This window comes from Pseudomonas sp. MN1F, assembly GCF_009391885.1.
GTDB lineage: Bacteria > Pseudomonadota > Gammaproteobacteria > Pseudomonadales > Pseudomonadaceae > Aquipseudomonas.
The window spans coordinates 131,773-150,353 of the sequence record NZ_VZII01000014.1; the positions used below are offsets into that span (position 1 = coordinate 131,773).

The window sequence follows — 18,581 nt, forward strand, 5'->3', positions numbered from 1 at the left end:
TCGCGCCGAACCGCCGCGAAGAGGCCGACGCGGTCTTAGCTGTCGTACCCGAGGTTAGGCGCCAACCAGCGCTCGCTCACGCTGATGTCCTGGCCCTTGCGCGCGCTGTAGCGCTCGATCTGGTCCTTGTCGACCTTGCCCACGGCGAAGTACTGCGCCTGCGGGTGAGCGAAGTACCAGCCGCTGACCGCCGCCGCCGGGAACATCGCGAAGTGCTCGGTAAGGAACACACCGCTCGGCCCGGTCTCGCCAATCGCGGTGCCATCGAGCAGGCGGAACAGGGTTTCCTTCTCGGTGTGGTCCGGGCAGGCCGGGTAGCCCGGGGCAGGGCGGATACCGCTGTACTGCTCCTTGATCAGCGCCTCGTTGTTCAGGTGCTCGTCGCGGGCATAGCCCCAGTGCTCTTTGCGCACCTGCTCGTGCAGCCACTCGGCACAGGCCTCGGCCAGGCGGTCGGCCAGGGCCTTGACCATGATCGAGCTGTAGTCGTCGCCCTTGTCCTGGTACGCCTTGGCCACCTCCTCGGCACCGATGCCGGCGGTGGTGATGAAGCCGCCGACGTAGTCGGTGACGCCGCTGGCCTTGGGCGCGACGAAGTCGGCCAGGGACAGGTTCGGCTTGCCATCGGGCTTGATGGTCTGCTGGCGCAGGTGATGCAGGGTGGCCAGGGCCTGGCCGTCTTCGCCGTAGACTTCGATGTCGTCATCGGCAACCTGGTTGGCCGGCCAGAAACCGAACACCGCGCGGGCGCTGATCAGCTTCTCGTCGATCAGCTTGTCGAGCATCTCGCGGGCATCCTTGTACAGCGCGGTGGCGGCTTCGCCGACCACTTCGTCGGTGAGGATGCGCGGGAACTTGCCGGCCAGGTCCCAGGAGATGAAGAACGGGGTCCAGTCGATGTACTCGGCCAGGGTGCGCAGGTCGATGTCTTCCAGCACCTTGACGCCGGTGAAGGAAGGCACCGCTGGCTGGTAGCCGGCCCAGTCGTACTGTGGCTTGGTGGCGATGGCCTGGGCGTAGCTCAGGCGCTCGGTGCGGGCGCTGCGGTTGGCGGTGCGCTCGCGCACTTCCACGTAGTCCTGGCGGGTTTTCTCGACGAAGCCGGGCTTGAGCTCCTTGGACAGCAGCTGGGTAGCCACCCCCACCGCACGCGAGGCGTCGGTGACGTAGACCACGGCGTCGTTGCTGTACTTGGGTTCGATCTTGACCGCGGTGTGTGCCTTGGAGGTGGTGGCGCCGCCGATCATCAGCGGCAGGTGGAAGTCCTGGCGCTGCATTTCGCGGGCGACGTGGACCATCTCGTCCAGCGACGGGGTAATCAGGCCGGACAGGCCGATGATGTCGCACTTCTGTTCGCGGGCGGTCTGCAAAATCTTCTCGGCAGGCACCATCACGCCGAGGTCGACGATGTCGTAGCCGTTGCAGCCCAGCACCACGCCGACAATATTCTTGCCGATGTCATGCACGTCGCCTTTGACGGTGGCCATGAGGATCTTGCCCTTGGCTTGCGGCTTGTCGCCTTTCTCGGCTTCGATGAACGGGATCAGGTGCGCCACGGCCTGCTTCATCACGCGGGCCGACTTGACCACCTGGGGCAGGAACATCTTGCCGGCGCCGAACAGGTCGCCGACCACGTTCATGCCGTTCATCAGCGGGCCTTCGATGACCTCGATCGGGCGCGCGCACTGTTGGCGGCACTCTTCGGTGTCTTCGACGATGAAGGCGGTGATGCCCTTGACCAGTGCGTGCTCCAGGCGTTTTTCAACGGGCAGCGAACGCCATTCTTCGTTTTCCACTTCCTTGGTGGCGCCGCCGCCCTTGTAGTCGTCGGCAATCGCCAGCAGGGCGTCGGTGCCGTGCGGGGTGCGGTTGAGCACCACGTCCTCGACCTTCTCGCGCAGTGCGGCCGGGATCTCGTCATAGATCTCCAGCTGGCCGGCGTTGACGATACCCATGGTCAGGCCGTTCTGGATCGCGTGGTAGAGGAATACCGAGTGGATCGCTTCACGCACCGGGTTGTTGCCGCGGAACGAGAACGACACGTTGGATACGCCGCCCGAGCTCAGCGCGTGGGGCAGGTGATCACGGATGTAGGCGCAGGCCTCGATGAAGTCGACGGCGTAGTTGTTGTGCTCTTCGATGCCGGTGGCGACAGCGAAGATGTTCGGGTCGAAGATGATGTCTTCCGGCGGGAAGCCCACTTCGTTGACCAGGATGTCGTAGCTGCGCTGGCAGATTTCTTTCTTGCGCGCGGCGGTGTCGGCCTGGCCGACCTCGTCGAAGGCCATCACCACCACGGCGGCGCCATAGCGCTTGCACAGGCGGGCGTGGTGCTTGAACTGCTCGACGCCTTCCTTCATGGAGATCGAGTTGACGATGCCCTTGCCCTGGATGCACTTCAGGCCTGCTTCGATCACTTCCCACTTGGACGAGTCGATCATGATCGGCACGCGGGAGATGTCCGGCTCACCGGCGATCAGGTTGAGGAAGCGGACCATGGCGGCCTGGGAGTCGAGCATCCCTTCGTCCATGTTGATGTCGATCACCTGGGCGCCGGCCTCGACCTGCTGCAGGGCGACTTCCAGGGCTTCGGTGTAGTTCTCTTCACGGATCAGCCGGGCGAACTTGGCCGAGCCGGTGATGTTGGTGCGCTCGCCGACGTTGACGAACAGCGACTGGCGGTCGATGGTGAACGGCTCCAGGCCCGACAGGCGGCAGGCCTTGGCGATTTCCGGGATTTCGCGCGGTTTGTACTTGGCCACGGCCTCGGCGATGGCCTGGATGTGGCCAGGGGTAGTGCCGCAGCAACCGCCGATGATGTTGAGGAAGCCGCTGGCGGCGAACTCTTCGACCACCAGCGCCATCTCGGCCGGGGTTTCGTCGTATTCACCAAACGCGTTCGGCAGGCCGGCGTTGGGGTGGGCGGACACGTGGGTGTCGGCCTTGGTCGCCAGCTCTTCCAGGTACGGGCGCAGGTCCTTGGCGCCGAGGGCGCAGTTCAGGCCCACGGAAATCGGCTTGGCGTGGCGCACCGAGTTCCAGAACGCTTCGGTGGTCTGGCCCGACAGGGTGCGGCCAGAGGCGTCGGTGATGGTGCCGGAGATCATGATCGGCAGCTCGACGTTGTCGTCCTCGAACACCTGCTGCACGGCGAAGATCGCCGCCTTGGCGTTGAGGGTGTCGAAGATGGTCTCGATCAGGATCAGGTCGGCGCCGCCCTCGATCAGGCCACGGGTGGCCTCGATATAGTTCGCTACCAGTTCGTCGAAGGTGACGTTGCGGTAGCCGGGGTCGTTGACGTCCGGGGAGATCGAGCAGGTGCGGCTGGTCGGGCCGAGCACACCGGCGACGAAGCGCGGCTTGTCCGGGGTTTCCAGGGTCTTGGCATCGGCCACCTGGCGGGCGATGCGCGCACCCTCGACGTTCAGCTCGTACACCAGCGATTCCATGCCGTAGTCGGCCTGGGAAATTTGCGTGGCGTTGAAGGTGTTGGTTTCGAGGATATCGGCGCCGGCATCCAGGTAGGCTTTCTCGATTGCGGCGATCACGTCCGGGCGGCTGAGCAGCAGCAGGTCGTTGTTGCCTTTCACGTCGCTTGGCCAATCGGCGAAGCGCGTGCCACGATAGTCGTGTTCCTCGAGGCGATAGCTTTGGATCATAGTACCCATGCCGCCGTCGAGGATCAGGATGCGCTCTTTGAGTGCGTGCTGGAGTGCTTGGAGACGAGCGCTGCGGTCGGACATAGGAACTACCTGGTCGGGCAAATTTCAGAAGGTGCCGAATCATAACAAAGCTGCGCGGTTTTTAGGTGCATTGCCCTTTTGCATGAATTCTGTTCATGTTGGGCCGGCGTCAAGCAGGTTATGCCAGCAGAGCACCCAAGGACGACCAGGCAAATCGTGATGGCTTTCAAAACCCAGGACTTTCCGCACATGGTGCATCGTATCCTTGTCAGCGTCTTCGCTCTGCTCATCAGCAGCGTGGCGTTTGCACAAGCCCCCCAATCGAGCCCGGTGATTTCCTACACCCGGGACATCCAGCCGATCTTCACCGAGAAATGCGTGGCCTGCCACGCCTGCAACGATGCCGCCTGCCAGCTCAAGCTGGAAAGCCCCGAAGGTGCGGTGCGCGGTGCCACCAAGGTGCCGGTGTACCAGGGCGAACGCAGCAAGGCCGTGCCCCCCACGCGGTTGTTCTACGACGCCCACAGTGAAGGTGAATGGCGCAACAAGGGCTTCTATTCGGTGCTCGACAACCAGGGCAGCCAGGCGGCGCTGATGGCGCGCATGCTCGAACTGGGGCACAAGAGCCCGCTCACGCCCAACGCCAAGCTGCCTGACGAGATTGTCTTGGGGCTTAACCGCAACAACATGTGCCCGCTGCCCGAAGAGTTTGACGCCTATGCCGGCGCCCACCCCAAGGAGGGCATGCCGCTGGCGGTCACTGGCCTGACCGACAAGGAATACGACACCCTGCGCCATTGGCTCGCTGCTGGCGCTCCGGTCGAATATCAGCCGATCCAGCCAAACGCGGCAGAGGCCAGGCAGATCACCGACTGGGAAGAGCTGCTCAACCGCCCCGGTTCCACCGAGGCGCTGGTCGCCCGCTGGCTGTACGAACACCTGTTCCTCGCGCACATCTACTTCGTCGGTGGCGAGCAGGGCCACTTCTTCCAGTGGGTACGTTCGCGCACGCCAAGCGGCAAGCCGGTCGACATCATCGCCACACGCCGCCCCAACGACCCGCCAGGCACCGACTTCTATTACCGCCTGATCCCGGTGCAGGGCGTGATCGTGCACAAGACCCACATCACCTACCCGATGGGGCCGCAGAAGCTCAAGCGCGTCAAGCAGCTGTTCTACGCCGGCGACTGGCACGCCACTGCGCTGCCGGGCTACGGCCCACGCCACCGGGCCAACCCGTTCGAAACCTTCGAGGCGATCCCGGCGGTGGCGCGCTACCAGTTCATGCTGGATAACGCCGAATACTTCGTGCGTACCTTCATCCGTGGCCCGGTGTGCCGCGGGCAGATCGCCACCGACGTGATCCGCGACAACTTCTGGGCGTTGTTCCAGGAGCCGGCCCACGACCGCTACATCACCGATGCCAAGTACCGCGGCGAAGCCACACCGCTGCTGGCCATGCCGGGGCAGATCGACGATGTCGGCAGCGTGCTGAACCTGTGGCATGCCTACCGCGACAAGCGCAACGATTACGAAAAACTGCGTCGTGAGGCCTATGCCGAAATGCCAGCGCCGGGCTGGGCAACCCTGTGGGCCGGCAACGACAATGCGCTGCTGAGCATCTTCCGCCACTTTGACAGCGCTTCGGTAACCAAGGGCCTGATCGGCGATGTGCCGCTGACGGTCTGGCTGTTCGACTACCCGCTGTTCGAGCGCACCTACTACCAGTTGGCGGTCAACTTCGATGTGTTCGGCAATGTCTCGCACCAGTTGCAGACGCGCCTGTATTTCGACCTGATCCGCAACGGCGCCGAAGTCAACTTCCTGCGCCTGATGCCGGCCGACCAGCGTAGCAAGATCCTCGGCAGCTGGTATCAGAACAGCGGCAAGGTGAAGATGTGGATGGACTACGAGGACATCGACACTGACACGCCGAGCGGCATCAAGCTCGACCCGCGTGACCCCAAGCGCGACTTTGGCCTGAAACTGCTGCAACGCACCGCCAGCCTGAACGCCGCGCCAGACCCGATCAACCGCTGCACCGGCGCCTATTGCTCGCGGCCGCAGATGAACGAGGAAATGCGCAACGTCGAGCAGTCGCTCAGCCGCCTGGTGTCACGCCCGGCCGCCGGCCTGAAGGTGATCAGCCAACTGCCTGAGGCGACCATGCTGCGCATCGAAGGCGAGGGCGGCCAGCGCCAGGTCTACAGCCTGCTGCGTAACCGCGCGCACAGCAACGTGGCGTTCCTGCTCGGTGAGGCATACCGCTACATCCCGGGGCTGGATACCCTGACCCTGTACCCGGGCGTGCTCAGCAGCTACCCGAACTTCATCTTCAACATCCCGGCCAAGGATGTGCCGGAGTTCGTCGAGGACATGGAGTACGCCAAGGATGACCCGGCGAAGTTCGAACGTATCGTCATGCGCTGGGGCGTGCGCCGCAGCCACCCGCAGTTCTGGCGCTACTTCCATGACCTGAGCACCTACATCGAGGAAACCCAGCCGGTGGAGGCCGGGGTGCTGGACATGAACCGCTACGAGAACCTCTGATCGGGTCGGTTGACCTTTGCCAATACGCTGCGGTCGGAAACGGTGGGTGGCCCGGGGGCTGTTATAGCCTCCGGGCCTCAATGCACCGGCAATCGCAGGTATTCCATGCTGTATTCGCTTCAGGCACTGCGGGCGTTCGCCGCCTGGGTGGTGGTCTGCCACCACTTCATGCAAATCTTCTTCGACTTCCACGCCACCGGGCCCATCGGCCAACTGCTAAGCGACCGCGGCGCCGTGGGCGTCGACATCTTCTTCGTCATCAGCGGGCTGGTGATCTACCTGTCGACCCGCGACAAACCCATCGAGCCGCGCCAGTTCCTGCTCAACCGGGCCCTGCGCATCGTCCCGGCCTACTGGTTCTATACCGCGCTGATGGCGGCCCTGCTGCTGGCCTTCAGCCAATGGATGCCGCACCAGGCCTTCGACTGGCATCACCTGCTGCTGTCGCTGTTGTTCATTCCAGCGGAAAACCCCGGCGGTTACGGTTTGTACCCGACCCTGAACGTGGGCTGGACGCTGAATTTCGAGATGTTCTTCTACCTGTTGTTCGGCCTGGCCTTCCTGGTGCGCCAGCGCCATCACCTGCTGCTGGTGACTGCAGCATTGCTGCTGGTCAGTGAAGTGCTTGGCCGCATGGGCGTGCTCAGCCGTTTCTACAACAACGACATCATCTACGAATTCCTGCTGGGCATCGGCCTGGGCGTGATTCAGCGCCGCGGCCTGATCCGTGAGGGCCTGTGGCTGCCACTGGCGGTGCTGGGCGTGGCCGGTTATGCGATCTATCACCTGGACGCTTCGCAGCGCCTGCTGCACTGGGGCGTGCCAAGTGCGATGATCGTGCTGGCGTTCATCGCCCTGGAGCCTTGCTTCAAGGGCAACCGTGTACTCAAGGCGCTGGGTGACTGTTCCTACTCGGTGTACCTGATCCACGTGCTGGTGCTGTACGCCGGCTGGTTCGCCTGCCAGCGCCTGCGCCTGAACCCGTACCTGGTGTTCGCCTTGTGCGTGCCGTCCATTGGACTAATGTCGTGGTTCAGCTATCAGTGGCTGGAGCGCGGCCTGTACCGGCGGATGCAGGCCTGGCTGGCGGCGCCACGGGAGCAAAGCCCGGGATTTGCGCTTTCCCGAGTCAAATACTAGGACTTTGTTCAAAGGCCAGGTTGGCGTACACTTGGCCGCAAGTCTGTGAGGAACTTCCATGAGCGCTATAACCATTACTGACGCCGCCCATGATTACCTGGCCGATCTGCTCTCCAAGCAGAACACGCCTGGCATTGGCATCCGTATTTTCATCACCCAGCCGGGCACCCAGTACGCCGAGACCTGCATCGCCTACTGCAAGCCAGGCGAAGAGAAGCCCGACGACGAGCCGGTTGGCCTGAAGAGCTTCACCGCCTACCTCGACGCGGTCAGCGTGCCGTTCCTGGAAGACGCGCTGGTCGACTATGCCACCGATCGCATGGGCGGCCAGCTGACCATCAAGGCGCCGAACGCCAAGGTGCCGATGGTCAACGAAGACAGCCCGATCAACGAGCGTATCAACTACTACCTGCAGACCGAGATCAACCCCGGTCTGGCCAGCCACGGCGGCCAGGTGAGCCTGGTGGACGTGGTCGACGACGGCATCGCCGTGCTGCAGTTCGGTGGCGGCTGCCAAGGCTGCGGCCAGGCTGACGTGACCCTCAAGGAAGGCATCGAGCGCACCCTGCTCGAGCGCATTCCGGAGCTCAAGGGCGTGCGTGACGTGACTGACCACACTCAGAAAGAAAACGCCTACTACTGATCTTTCGAGGTCAAGGCCTAGCAATAAAGTGTTACGGTTTCAACCCCTGCGACAACAGGCCGCAGCCCGTATTCAAAGGGCTGCGGGCCATCACCGCCTTGGTCGGGTAGAAGCTCACCGGGTGTCATGCCAGAATGCCCCGGTTTTTCGCCGGCCCATCCCGAGGGCCGGCACCTTCCCTGTAAAGGTAGCCTGTAAAGGATAGTTTAATGACTGATCTGTTTACCCGGCGCGCGGTTGTCGCCGGCATGGGCGTTCTCGGGCTTGGCCTGCTGGCAGGCTGCAACCCGGCCCGGGGGCTCGAGTTCAAGTACGGCAAGAACATGAGCAACGAAATCCTGGGGCGCAAGTTCAGCCTCAAGGACCCTCAGGGCAATGTCCGCACCTTGTCGAGCTTCTACGGCAGCATGCCGATGATCTTCTTCGGTTTCACCCAGTGCCCGGCCGTCTGCCCGACCACCCTGGCACGTGCGGCTCAGATCAAGAAGCTGCTCAGGGGCCGCGACCGCGAGATCTTCCAGGTGGTGTTCATCACCCTGGACCCGGAGCGCGACACCCCCGAGGTGCTGGATGCCTACGTCAAGGCCTTCGACCCTTCGTTTACCGCCCTGACCGGCACCCCGGAAGAAATCGCCGCGGTGGCCAAGGAGTTCAAGGTGTTCTACGAAAAGGTCCCGGCCGGTGACACCTACACCATCTCTCACTCGTCCACCAGCTACGTCTACGATACACGTGGCACCTTGCGCCTGAGCCTGGGCCATTCGCTGAATGCCAAGGAATGCGCTGAAGACCTGGCAACCCTGATGGAGATTTGCTAATGGCAGTAGCACTGCAACCGATCAAGCGCGGCCTGGCCGCCATCGCCCTGCTGGGCCTGGCCCTGCCGGCCCTGGCGCAGACCACCGTGAGCGACGCCTGGGTCCGCGCCAGCGTGCCGCACCAGCCGTCCACGGGTGCCTTCATGACCCTGACTGCCAGTGCTGACAGCAAGCTGGTCGGCGTGGCTTCGCCAGTGGCCAAGACCGTGCAGGTGCACGAGATGACCATGAACGGCGACGTGATGGGCATGAAGGAAGTCAAGGCCGTGGAACTGCCAGCGGGCAAGCCGGTGAGCCTGGACCCCAACGGCTACCACGTGATGCTGATGGGCCTGACCCAGCAGGTGAAGGAAGGCGAGAAGGTACCGCTGACCCTGACCATCGAAGATGCCAAGGGCGCCAAGGAAACCGTCGAGGTGCAAGCAGAAGTGCGCCCGCTCAACGCCGAGGCTGGCGGTGGGCATGACCACATGCACATGAACCACTGACTGACAAAAAGGGCCGCATAAGCGGCCCTTCTTCGTTGTGCTGCGCGCTTCAGCTACGGAAGCGTGGCAGCGGCCTTTCGAGCGTCAGTGAGGTCAGGGTCTTGCGGACCTGGGCCTCATCGGCCTCCAGCGCTTTCAGGCTGGCGCGGATCTTGCCGGCAGCGGGCACATCGCCCTGGCGGTCGATCCAGTCGGCAATTTCCTTGCAGGCACTGCTCAGGCAGGCTTGGCGCTGGTTCATCAGCGATATCAGGGTGGTGAGCTCTCTTTCGGACATGGCGGGATCCTCCGTTTAGCTCTGTCAGTGTAGCAGTGGCTGACCGGCTTGCCTGAGGCTTGGCGTCGCAGGCGCTAACTGTGCAGGCAGGCACTGCGATAGGCGCCGGGCGTCACGCCATACGCCTGCTTGAACTGCCGACTCAAGTGGCTCTGGTCGGCAAAACCCAAGCTGAACGCCACGTCAGAAGCCGCCAGGCCGTTTTTCAGGAATTCCCGTGCCCGCGCCAGGCGCCGCTGCTTCAGCCAGGCATGCGGTGGTAAGCCGGTGGCCTGGCGGAACACCCGGGCAAAATGGAACGGTGAAAGATTGACCGCAGCTGCCAGGGCCTCCAGTGACGGCGGGTCTGCCAGTTGGCTTTCCAGCAGCTCCCGGGCACGTGCCACCGCCAGCGGTTCATTGCCGGGGGCCGTGGGTCCCGGGCAGTGGCCGTGGCGCTGCACCAGCGCCAGCACCGCCTGGCGCCAGGCGGTCTGCTGCTCCAGGGCGCTGGCACCGGCTTCCGACAGCTGGTGCAGCTGGCTGAAGGCCCACGCCAGGGCCGGGTCCTGGATCACGCTGTCCTTGAAACGCGGCATGCCGTGGCGGCCCAGTTCCAGTTCGTCCAGCACACCGGTGACCCGTTCGTGCTCTGGGTAGAAACCCCGGTAGCGCCAGCCGGCTTCGTGGGCGGTGGCGCCGGTGTGCAGTTCGTCCGGGTTGATCAGCACCATGCTGCCGACCGGCGCCAGGTGCTCGCTGCCGCGGTGCCAGAAGCGCTGCGCGCCCGACTCGATCACGGTGAACACGTAGCCTTCGTGTACATGCGGGGCGAAGCGCTGCTGGAAGTAGCGCGCATGCAGCATCTCGACGTCGCCGAGCGCCGGCGCCTGCCAGAGGTGGGTCTGTTCGCGCAGGGGCGTGCTCATGCCAGCCAGCTGCGCAGCAGGAAGAAGATCAACATGCTCACCAGCATGCTCAGCAACACGCTGCGGGTCAACAGCACCAGCGCAACGGCCACCAGCGCGCCAAGCAGGTAAGGGTTGAACGGGCTCAGGTCGAGCTGATGGCCGGGCAGGAAGATGATCGGCCCGCAGATCGCGGTGAGCATGCCGGGCACGGCAAAGCCGAGGAACTGCCGGGCGTTGGAGCTCAGGCGCAGCGGCAGGCGCGGTTCCAGGAAAGCGTAGCGGTTGAGGAACACCACGGCGCCCATGGCGAAGATCAGCAGCCAGATCATGGACGGCCTCCGGAGAATTTTTGGCAGATGAAACCGGCAGCCATGCCCAGCAGGCCAGCGGCAACCAGTGCGGTTTCCCAGTGCCAGTAACTGAACAGCACTGAGCAAAACAGCGACACCGCCACGCACACCACAGTGGCGAGGTTGCGCACCAGCGGGGCGATCAGCGCGACGAAGGTGGCGACGATGGAGAAGTCCAGACCGAGCTGGTCAAGGTGCGGGATGTTCTGGCCCAGCACGATGCCGGCCAGGGTGAACAGGTTCCAGGCGACGTAGAAGGTCAGGCCCACACCCAGGGCGTACCAGCGGTTGAACTGTTGCTGGTCGTAGTGGCTGGTCAGGGCGAAGAATTCGTCGGTGAGCAGGAAGCCCAGGCCCAGTCGCCAGCGCAATGGCTGGTTGGACAACAGCGGGCGCATGGACAGGCCATAGAGCAGGTGCTGTGACGTCAGCAGCAGGGTGGTGAGCAGGATCGACAGCAGGCTGGCGCCGCCCTTGAGCATGCCGATGGCCACCAGTTGCGCGGCACCGGCGAAGACGATCGCCGACAGGCCCTGGCCTTGCCAGGCGCTGAGGTTGGCCTCGATGGCCATGGAGCCGGCGAGCAGGCCCCAGGGGGCGACAGCCAGGGACAGCGGCAGGATGGCAATGGCGCCGTGCAGGAAGGCTTGGCGGGCGATGGGGGGGCTGCTGGGCATGATGGCTGCGACACATTTTGCTTGGTAGGGCAGCATGACAGAGCGGTGGGACGGGTGGCTTGAACGATCTTGCTGGTTTGCTGCCTGTACCGGCCCTTCGCGGCTAAAGCCGCTCCTGCAGGGAAAGCGCCGGGGGCAGGCGACTATCGTTTGGTCAGCCGATGCTGCGCCGCCACACAGCCATTGATGTCCACGGCCTTCTGCAGCAGCGCCTGGCGATGCTGCGGATCGAGGTCGCCCAGCAGCCGGTAGACCTCGGCCTGGTAGTCGCGCTGGCGCCCCCACTGCATCTGCAAGCCCTGCGGGTGGCTGCGGCTGCAGGCCAGGCGGACGGCTGGCTGCGGGTAATAGGGCGCATACAGGGTCGCCATGCTCGGGATCGCTTCGAGGGCTTCGCGGTAGGCCGGGCTGGCGTTGTAGGGAGGGCACCAGGTGGCAATAGCAGTCGCCGGTGGTGCAAAGCCTTGCTTCAGGCTGGCTTCCAGCAGCGGGCAGGCGGCATCGGCGATCTGTGCGGCAGGCAGGTAGTTGGTGTAGTACAGCGCCAGGCGATACTGCGCCACCGGGTGGCCAAGCTCCACCGACTTTTTCAGCAGGGCCACCGCCGTTGGCAGGGTGTGTGCCATCGCCCGGCCTTGGCGGTTGAGCTCCGGGTCGACGCCCATGGCGGTCCGCAGGGTGCTGTTGTCGTCCGGGGTATCGGCTTGTTCCAGCAGTGGCAGCGCCTGGCGGTAAAGCAGGTCGGCGTGTGGGTCGATGCTTACTTCTAGTGCGTTTGCGGCAAGCGGGGCCAACGCGATGAACAGCGCCGAGGCCAACGCGACACGGCTCACAGTCGTGCCCCGGGCAACGAACGGAACCGGCAGGTTGCCGGGTAAGGGTGGGCGGCTTGATGATTGATCACAACTGCGCGTACGCCTCGGGCGAATCGGAACGACGGGCTATTCTAGCCAAGCGCAGGCCGAAACCGAAACCCCCACGGTCGGCCGTCAGACCAGCTTGATCGGTGTGACCTTGCGCTGGCCGTGTCGTTCCTGGGCCAGCCCCAGTTTGGCGGTGATCACCTTGGCCAGGGCGTTGTGGCCCAGATCATTCAGGTGCAGGCGATCGACAAACAGGTCCGCGCCGAATACCGGCGAGCTGCTGAGCATGCTGTTCATGTCGTAGCAGGGCACAGGGTCTGCCTGGCTCTTGATGCGGCGGAAGAAGGCCATGTGCAGCTGGCTGTCAAAGGCACCGTCGAGCAGGCGATCAAAATTCCCCGGTTGCTGCTCGAGGGTGGCCAGCATCGCCTGTTCACCCGCTGGCAGGGTTTCCCGGCACCAGGGTAGCAGGGGCTGGAGGATGAAGGTCAGGGTGGCGTGGCTGTCAGCCAGCATGCGCTCCCATTGGCGCAAGGTGCGGCCGATGCTGTCGGCCGCACGTGCCAGGCGCTTTTCCGGCGCGGACAGCGACCAGTTGGGCGCAGGCTCGTTGCGCCGCGGTGCCAGTGCCTGGCCCAGGCGCTGCCACAGCGTCTCGCGGCGAGCCGGCCCGGCAGGCGGCATGCCCTCGTTGAAACTGTTCAGGTAAGCCTGGTGAGCCTTGGCCTGTTGTGGGTCATGCGGGCCGGCCAGGACTTCGCCGAGGGCTTCATGAGCCAAGGTATTCAGGCCGCTGAGCAGCACCACATGGCCCACTTCGCCGAAGCGGTGCTGGTGGGTCAGGAACAGCAACAGCTCCTGGCTGGCATTGAGCCCGCAGCCGGCCAGGCTCAGCCATACCTCACCGGTCAGCATCGACAGCTGCGAGGCCACCGTATGTTCATCGGAGCTGGCGCCGATGCCCAGGGCGGTCGAGCCGCCGACCAGCAGGTTGATGCGCGGTGCTCCGCCGCGTTCGGCGGCGGAGAAGCGCTTGCCAGCGCAATGGCTATAGCGCAGGCCAAGGACATCGGTGTTGATGGTGCCGGAGCGATAGCCGCTTTCATGCACGTGCAGCGTGTGGGGGGCGCGGCGGTTGCCCAGCAGCAGAAAGCGCTGGTAATCCTGATGCAGTGGCGAAGCGAGGCCCGGGACGTGCGTGGTGGTTATGGGCGGTGTCATGGGCGCTCCTTCACGGCTGACGTTGCGGCGGTACAGGGCGTTCAGCCCGCCAGCTCCCTGAGGTTATAGGCCAGGCCACCGGCCGCGATCAGCAGCAGGACGACCCCCGAGGCCAGGGAAATCAGGCGGTTGCTACGCTGCGAGGTGATCTTGCCAATGGCAAAGATGTACAGGCTGAGCACAGCGAAATCGATCAGCACCCACAACAGCGACAGCACCACCATGCTCTTGCCGAACGATTCGGTGATCTGGATGAACTGTGGGAAGAAGGCGATGAAGAAGATGATGTCCTTCGGGTTGGAAATACCGACCATGAAGCCTTGCCACAAACCGCCGCGCCCGGCTTTGGCCGGTTGCAGTTCGGCTTCGTCGACGGCAGGCGCCTGCAGGCACTCGCGCAAGGTGCCCACGGCGATGTAGCCGATGAACAGGCAGCCCAGCAGGCTCATGCCACTGAGCCAGGCCTTGTCGATGGCTGCGCTGGTGAGGATGACCCAGGCGGCGGCGCCGATCAGCACCAGTGACGCCCAGTTGGTGCCGACGGCGGTGAACATGGCCTTGCGCGAGCCGGAGGCTGCGGCGGTGTTGACGATCAGTGCCACCACCGGGCCGGGGGTGGCGATCAACAGCAGGACGGTGAGTGCGTAAGTCAGTGTCAGTGCGGTATTCACGGTCAGTTCTCGATCAGAGTGTCGGGTGTTGCATGGACGTGGGCATGAAAGGGGCAGCGCGACGGATTGAGCGAGCCTGCTTCCTGCAGTTGGTATTGCTTCCATTCGAAGTTGTCGTCCTGGCCAAAGAAGCCCAGGGTTTCGGGCATGACCCCGTCGTTGTAATGGCGCACGCGATCACGAATGCGGGCGCGAATGCGTTGCCCGCTTTCGGTGCTGGCGTTGGCCACTTCGTCGAAGTTCTCCCGCGGGTTGATGACGAAGGTGATGTGCGGGCCCAGGTTGCGGCTTTTCATCTGCCGGTGGCCGGGGAAGTTCATGTTGATGAACAGCGGCATGCCGGCGTAGCAGAACGACCAGGCGTTGTCGTGCGGGTCGGTGGGGATCGCCTGTGGCCACGGATGCGGGTCCCGGGCGTGGACCCCGCGCAGGACTTTCCAGGCCAGCGCCTGTTGTTCGGCCAGGGTGCTGTCGGTGGCGGTTTGCAGAAACACCACCAGCGGGCTGCCGATGCGCTGCTTGATCGGCACAGGGCTAATGGTGCGGACATACTCGGCCAGGCCCTGGGCGATATCGTCGGCCAGTTGCTCGGCACGGGCGAAGAGGATGTGGCAGGATGCGCCGGCTACCGCCTTGCGCCCGAACAGGCACGGAAAGTCGGGGTTGGCGAGCACGCTGCGAAAATGCTGTAGGGTTTGGTGCGTCCAGTGCTGAGTGCTCCGTGCATGTTCATCGGCCAGCTCTAGCGCATCCAGGCGATAGCAGTTTCCATAAACCGTAAACATGATTTCCCCAGGAGATTTAAGTAAAAGAGCGTTCCACTCATATGCAGGCAGGTTGGATACTTATCGTTGTTATTTACCTGCATTTTCTGAGACGCTCTTCACGTTGTAAAACGCGTGGAACTATGACCTACTATTAGTCTTACTCATGCTTCGAGGGCATCATGTCGGAACGGATTCAAGCGCTGCACGCCCTGCGTGCCTTCGAGGTGGCCTCGCGCTACGGCTCGTTCACCCGGGCTGCCGAAGAGCTGGCCCTGACCCAGGGGGCGGTCAGCCATCACATCAAGACGCTCGAATCGATGTTCGGTTGCGACCTGTTCGAGCGCCGTGGCCCCAAGTTGAGCCTCACGGAGCATGGGCGGGTGCTGGCCCAGGAGCTCAAGGTCGGCTTCAAGATCATCGAAAACGCTTGCGCGTTGCTGCGCCAGGATCGCTATGGGCTGCGCTTGAAGGCCCCCTCGACGCTGACCGTGCGCTGGCTGCTGCGAGCGCTGGACGGCTTCAAGAAGCTCGAAGACAACTGCAGCGTGCAGCTGTCGAGCGTGTGGATGGACATCGACTCGGTGGACTTCTACTCCGAGCCCTACGACTGCGCCATTCTCCTGGCCAACGGCCGCTTCCCGGCCGATGTCGAGAGCGTCAAGCTGTTCGATGAATGGCTGATCCCGGTGTGCCACCCCGACTACATGGCACAGGCGCAACCCGAGCTGGCCGACCTGCGCCAGTGTGAGTTCCTCCACCCATCACCGGACCGCCGCGACTGGCGGCGCTGGCTGGCGCGCATGGATGCGTTGGACATCAGCATCGACCAGGGCCAGGTGTTCGACACCCTCGACCAGGGCATCTCGGCCGCGCAGCAGGGCCTGGGTATCTCGGTGGTCGACCTGGTGCTGGCCAGTGCCGACCTCGCGGCCGGGCGCCTGGTGACGCCGTTCAAGCATGCGGTGTCGACCGGTGACGGGTACTACATGACCTGGCTCAAGAGCAGCCCCAAGGCACGGCAGATGCACAAGCTGCGCGACTTCCTGCTCGGCCAGGTGCCACCGCTGAGCTACAAGGACATCAACTACCTGTACGGCTGAGCATGGCTACGTGGCAGGGCTGCAATCGCGTAGAATCGTGTTTTTGAACTGAGGTCGACGCGGTGGAGTTGCAGCAGGGCTTTGTCCTGACCCGGCATTGGCATGACACGCCCGAAGGCACCTGCGTGGAATTCTGGCTGGCCACCGATGCCGGGCCACGGTTGTTGCGCCTGGCGCCGCAGGAATCGGTGGCCTTCATCCCGCAGGCGCAGGCTGAGCACGCCCGGGTGTTGCTGGCCAAGGAGCAGGGCGCACAGCTCAAGCCATTGCGCCTGAAGGACTTCGACCAGCGTCCGATGCTCGGCCTCTACACGCGCCAGCACCGTCAGTTGATGCAGCTGGAGCAACGCCTGCGTACAGCTGGCATCGACGTCTTCGAGGCCGATATCCGCCCGCCGGAGCGCTACCTGATGGAGCGCTTCATCACAGCGCCGGTGCAGTTCACCGGCCAGCGGGACGAGCAGGGCGTGTACTGCGAGGCCCAGCTCAAGCCGCTGCCAGACTACCGCCCGACCTTGCGCCTGGCCTCGCTGGACATCGAGACCAGCGAGCGCGGCGAGCTGTACAGCATCGCCCTGGAAGGCTGCGGCCAGCGCCAGGTGTACATGCTCGGCCCGGCCAATGGCGATGCCGCTGGCGTGGATTTCGAGCTGCGCTACTGCGCTGACCGCGCCGAGCTGCTGACCTGCCTCAACCAGTGGATGGCCGAGCATGACCCGGACGCGATCATCGGCTGGAACCTGATCCAGTTCGACCTGCGTCTGCTGCATGAGCACGCCAAGCTGCTGCAAGTGCCACTGGCGCTGGGGCGCAACGGCGCGCCAATGACCTTGCGCAGCCATGCCGGCGGTGGCCATGTCTTCGCCGATGCCCCGGGGCGCCTGCTGATCGACGGCATCGAGGCGCTGCGCTCGGCGACCTGGAGCTTCCCCTCGTTCAGCCTTGAAAGCGTCGCCCAGACGCTGCTCGGCGAAGGCAAGGCCATCGACACCCCTTACCAGCGCATGGACGAGATCAACCGCCGCTTTGCCGAAGACAAACCGGCGCTCGCTACAACCTCAAGGACTGTGAGCTGGTCACGCGCATCTTTGCCCACACCCGGCTGCTCGACTTCCTGCTGGAACGTTCGTCGGTCACCGGCTTGGCGGTGGACCGCAGTGGCGGCTCGGTCGCCGCATTCTGCCACCTGTATATCCCGCACATGCACCGCATGGGCTTTGTCGCGCCGAGCCTTGGCAGCCGTCCGGACGAGGCCAGCCCCGGTGGCTTTGTCATGGATTCACGCCCGGGGCTGTACGACTCGGTGCTGGTGCTGGATTACAAAAGCCTGTATCCGTCGATCATCCGCACCTTCCTGATCGACCCGGTGGGCCTGGTGGAAGGCTTGCGCCTGCCCGATGACGAGCATTCGGTGGAGGGCTTTCGCGGTGGGCGTTTCTCGCGCACCCAACATTGCCTGCCCGCCATCGTCGAGCGTGTGTGGCAAGGCAGAGAGGCGGCCAAGCGCGAGGGCAACGCGCCGTTGTCGCAGGCCCTCAAGATCATCATGAACGCCTTCTACGGCGTGCTGGGTTCCAGCGGCTGCCGCTTCTTCGACCCGCGCCTGGCATCGTCGATCACCATGCGCGGCCACCAGATCATGCGCCAGACGCGCGCACTGATCGAAGCACGGGGCTTCGAAGTCATCTACGGCGATACCGACTCGACCTTCGTCTGGCTCAAGGGTGCGCACGCCGAGGAGGCGGCTGCGCGGATCGGGCGCGACCTGGTCGCCCAGGTCAACCAGTGGTGGCGCGAGCACCTGCGCACCACCCTGAACCTTGAAAGCGCGCTGGAGTTGCAGTTCGAGGTGCATTACCGGCGCTTTCTGATGCCCACCATCCGCGGCACCGACGAAGGCAGCAAAAAGCGTTACGCCGGCCTGGTGCAGCGGGCCGATGGCAGCGAAGAGATGGTCTACAAGGGCCTGGAGTCGGTGCGCACCGACTGGTCGCCACTGGCCCGGCGCTTCCAGCAGGAACTGTACGGGCGGATTTTCCGTGGCCAGCCTTATCGCGATTACCTGCGCGAGTACGTGCGTCAGACCCTGGCCGGTGAACTGGATGAGCTGCTGGTCTATCGCAAGCGCCTGCGCCGGCCGCTGGCCGACTATCAGCGCAATGTGCCACCGCACGTACGGGCCGCGCGCCTGGCAGATGAGTTCAACGTTCGGGTCGGCCGCCCGCGGCAATACCAGCGCGGTGGCTGGATCAGCTACCTGATCACCACGGCTGGCCCCGAGCCGCTGGAGAACCTGCTGGCGCCTGTCGATTACGAGCATTACCTGAGCCGTCAGCTGCAGCCAGTGGCGGATGCCATCCTGCCCTTCGTCGGTGATGACTTCAGTGCCCTGACCGACCGCCAACTGCTGCTTTTCTGAAGTAGGGGTAGTTATCTAGGGCTT

15 protein-coding genes and 1 pseudogene are annotated in these 18,581 nt (G+C 64.1%); 7 read left to right on the top strand and 9 right to left on the bottom strand.

The features are described from left to right. Positions 1–35: 35 nt before the first annotated feature. The gene (gene metH, locus F6X59_RS09550) at positions 36–3,743 is read right to left on the bottom strand and encodes a methionine synthase (protein ID WP_152956027.1); all 3,708 of its coding nucleotides are present in this window, start codon (positions 3,741–3,743) and stop codon (positions 36–38) included. 189 nt (positions 3,744–3,932) lie between these two features. Between metH and F6X59_RS09555 the strand changes: the two genes are divergently transcribed. The 5 genes from F6X59_RS09555 (at position 3,933) to F6X59_RS09575 (ending at position 9,322) form a co-directional block, all read left to right on the top strand. Beyond that, positions 3,933–6,233 (top strand): fatty acid cis/trans isomerase, encoded by a 2,301-nt coding sequence (locus F6X59_RS09555; protein ID WP_152956144.1) that lies wholly within the window; start codon positions 3,933–3,935, stop codon positions 6,231–6,233. Positions 6,234–6,338: 105 nt separating this feature from the next. Next, on the top strand, positions 6,339–7,373 hold the full coding sequence (locus tag F6X59_RS09560; protein WP_152956028.1) for an acyltransferase: 1,035 nt from the start codon (positions 6,339–6,341) through the stop codon (positions 7,371–7,373). A gap of 58 nt (positions 7,374–7,431) precedes the next feature. Beyond that, on the top strand, positions 7,432–8,016 hold the full coding sequence (gene nfuA, locus F6X59_RS09565) for a Fe-S biogenesis protein NfuA (RefSeq protein ID WP_027919855.1): 585 nt from the start codon (positions 7,432–7,434) through the stop codon (positions 8,014–8,016). 209 nt (positions 8,017–8,225) lie between these two features. Beyond that, positions 8,226–8,834, top strand: a complete 609-nt coding sequence (locus F6X59_RS09570) for an SCO family protein (protein ID WP_152956029.1) — start codon at positions 8,226–8,228, stop codon at positions 8,832–8,834. Next, positions 8,834–9,322 (top strand): copper chaperone PCu(A)C, encoded by a 489-nt coding sequence (locus F6X59_RS09575; protein WP_152956030.1) that lies wholly within the window; start codon positions 8,834–8,836, stop codon positions 9,320–9,322. Before F6X59_RS09570 ends, F6X59_RS09575 begins: the two co-directional genes overlap by 1 nt. A gap of 49 nt (positions 9,323–9,371) precedes the next feature. On the opposite strand, the gene F6X59_RS09580 is transcribed toward F6X59_RS09575, so the two are convergent. The 8 genes from F6X59_RS09580 to F6X59_RS09615 all read right to left on the bottom strand — a co-directional run bounded on the left by F6X59_RS09580 (position 9,372) and on the right by F6X59_RS09615 (position 15,056). Continuing rightward, positions 9,372–9,599 (bottom strand): hypothetical protein, encoded by a 228-nt coding sequence (locus F6X59_RS09580; RefSeq protein ID WP_012313790.1) that lies wholly within the window; start codon positions 9,597–9,599, stop codon positions 9,372–9,374. A gap of 74 nt (positions 9,600–9,673) precedes the next feature. Beyond that, positions 9,674–10,507, bottom strand: coding sequence for an AraC family transcriptional regulator (locus F6X59_RS09585; RefSeq protein WP_152956031.1), 834 nt, complete (start codon positions 10,505–10,507; stop codon positions 9,674–9,676). Next, the gene (locus F6X59_RS09590) at positions 10,504–10,818 is read right to left on the bottom strand and encodes an AzlD domain-containing protein (RefSeq protein WP_152956032.1); all 315 of its coding nucleotides are present in this window, start codon (positions 10,816–10,818) and stop codon (positions 10,504–10,506) included. Before F6X59_RS09590 ends, F6X59_RS09585 begins: the two co-directional genes overlap by 4 nt. After that, positions 10,815–11,516 (bottom strand): AzlC family ABC transporter permease, encoded by a 702-nt coding sequence (locus tag F6X59_RS09595; RefSeq protein ID WP_152956033.1) that lies wholly within the window; start codon positions 11,514–11,516, stop codon positions 10,815–10,817. The genes F6X59_RS09590 and F6X59_RS09595 overlap by 4 nt, the downstream gene beginning before the upstream one ends. A 143-nt stretch (positions 11,517–11,659) precedes the next feature. Then, entirely contained in the window at positions 11,660–12,349 is a 690-nt protein-coding gene (locus F6X59_RS09600) for a sel1 repeat family protein (protein ID WP_346653707.1), read from the bottom strand. 156 nt (positions 12,350–12,505) lie between these two features. Continuing rightward, positions 12,506–13,600 carry a hypothetical protein gene (locus tag F6X59_RS09605; RefSeq protein ID WP_152956034.1) on the bottom strand — a complete coding sequence of 365 codons (1,095 nt, stop codon included), beginning with the start codon at positions 13,598–13,600 and terminating at the stop codon, positions 12,506–12,508. 41 nt (positions 13,601–13,641) lie between these two features. Beyond that, positions 13,642–14,271: a LysE family translocator gene (locus F6X59_RS09610; protein ID WP_346653709.1), complete on the bottom strand. Its 630-nt coding sequence runs from the start codon at positions 14,269–14,271 to the stop codon at positions 13,642–13,644. Between the two features lie 2 nt (positions 14,272–14,273). Continuing rightward, a complete protein-coding gene (locus F6X59_RS09615) occupies positions 14,274–15,056 on the bottom strand; it encodes a YqcI/YcgG family protein (RefSeq protein ID WP_152956035.1) in 783 nt (260 codons plus the stop codon). Between the two features lie 161 nt (positions 15,057–15,217). Between F6X59_RS09615 and F6X59_RS09620 the strand changes: the two genes are divergently transcribed. After that, positions 15,218–16,138, top strand: a complete 921-nt coding sequence (locus F6X59_RS09620; RefSeq protein WP_152956036.1) for a LysR substrate-binding domain-containing protein — start codon at positions 15,218–15,220, stop codon at positions 16,136–16,138. Between the two features lie 62 nt (positions 16,139–16,200). Further along, positions 16,201–18,557: pseudogene (locus F6X59_RS09625) on the top strand (DNA polymerase II). Positions 18,558–18,581: the final 24 nt, after the last annotated feature.

Coding starts and splice junctions, on each gene's coding strand:
- metH (WP_152956027.1), bottom strand. CDS start 3,743: ATGTCCGACCGCAGCGCTCGTCTCCAAGCACTCCAGCACGCACTCAAA.
- F6X59_RS09555 (WP_152956144.1), top strand. CDS start 3,933: ATGGTGCATCGTATCCTTGTCAGCGTCTTCGCTCTGCTCATCAGCAGC.
- F6X59_RS09560 (WP_152956028.1), top strand. CDS start 6,339: ATGCTGTATTCGCTTCAGGCACTGCGGGCGTTCGCCGCCTGGGTGGTG.
- nfuA (WP_027919855.1), top strand. CDS start 7,432: ATGAGCGCTATAACCATTACTGACGCCGCCCATGATTACCTGGCCGAT.
- F6X59_RS09570 (WP_152956029.1), top strand. CDS start 8,226: ATGACTGATCTGTTTACCCGGCGCGCGGTTGTCGCCGGCATGGGCGTT.
- F6X59_RS09575 (WP_152956030.1), top strand. CDS start 8,834: ATGGCAGTAGCACTGCAACCGATCAAGCGCGGCCTGGCCGCCATCGCC.
- F6X59_RS09580 (WP_012313790.1), bottom strand. CDS start 9,599: ATGTCCGAAAGAGAGCTCACCACCCTGATATCGCTGATGAACCAGCGC.
- F6X59_RS09585 (WP_152956031.1), bottom strand. CDS start 10,507: ATGAGCACGCCCCTGCGCGAACAGACCCACCTCTGGCAGGCGCCGGCG.
- F6X59_RS09590 (WP_152956032.1), bottom strand. CDS start 10,818: ATGATCTGGCTGCTGATCTTCGCCATGGGCGCCGTGGTGTTCCTCAAC.
- F6X59_RS09595 (WP_152956033.1), bottom strand. CDS start 11,516: ATGCCCAGCAGCCCCCCCATCGCCCGCCAAGCCTTCCTGCACGGCGCC.
- F6X59_RS09605 (WP_152956034.1), bottom strand. CDS start 13,600: ATGACACCGCCCATAACCACCACGCACGTCCCGGGCCTCGCTTCGCCA.
- F6X59_RS09615 (WP_152956035.1), bottom strand. CDS start 15,056: ATGTTTACGGTTTATGGAAACTGCTATCGCCTGGATGCGCTAGAGCTG.
- F6X59_RS09620 (WP_152956036.1), top strand. CDS start 15,218: ATGTCGGAACGGATTCAAGCGCTGCACGCCCTGCGTGCCTTCGAGGTG.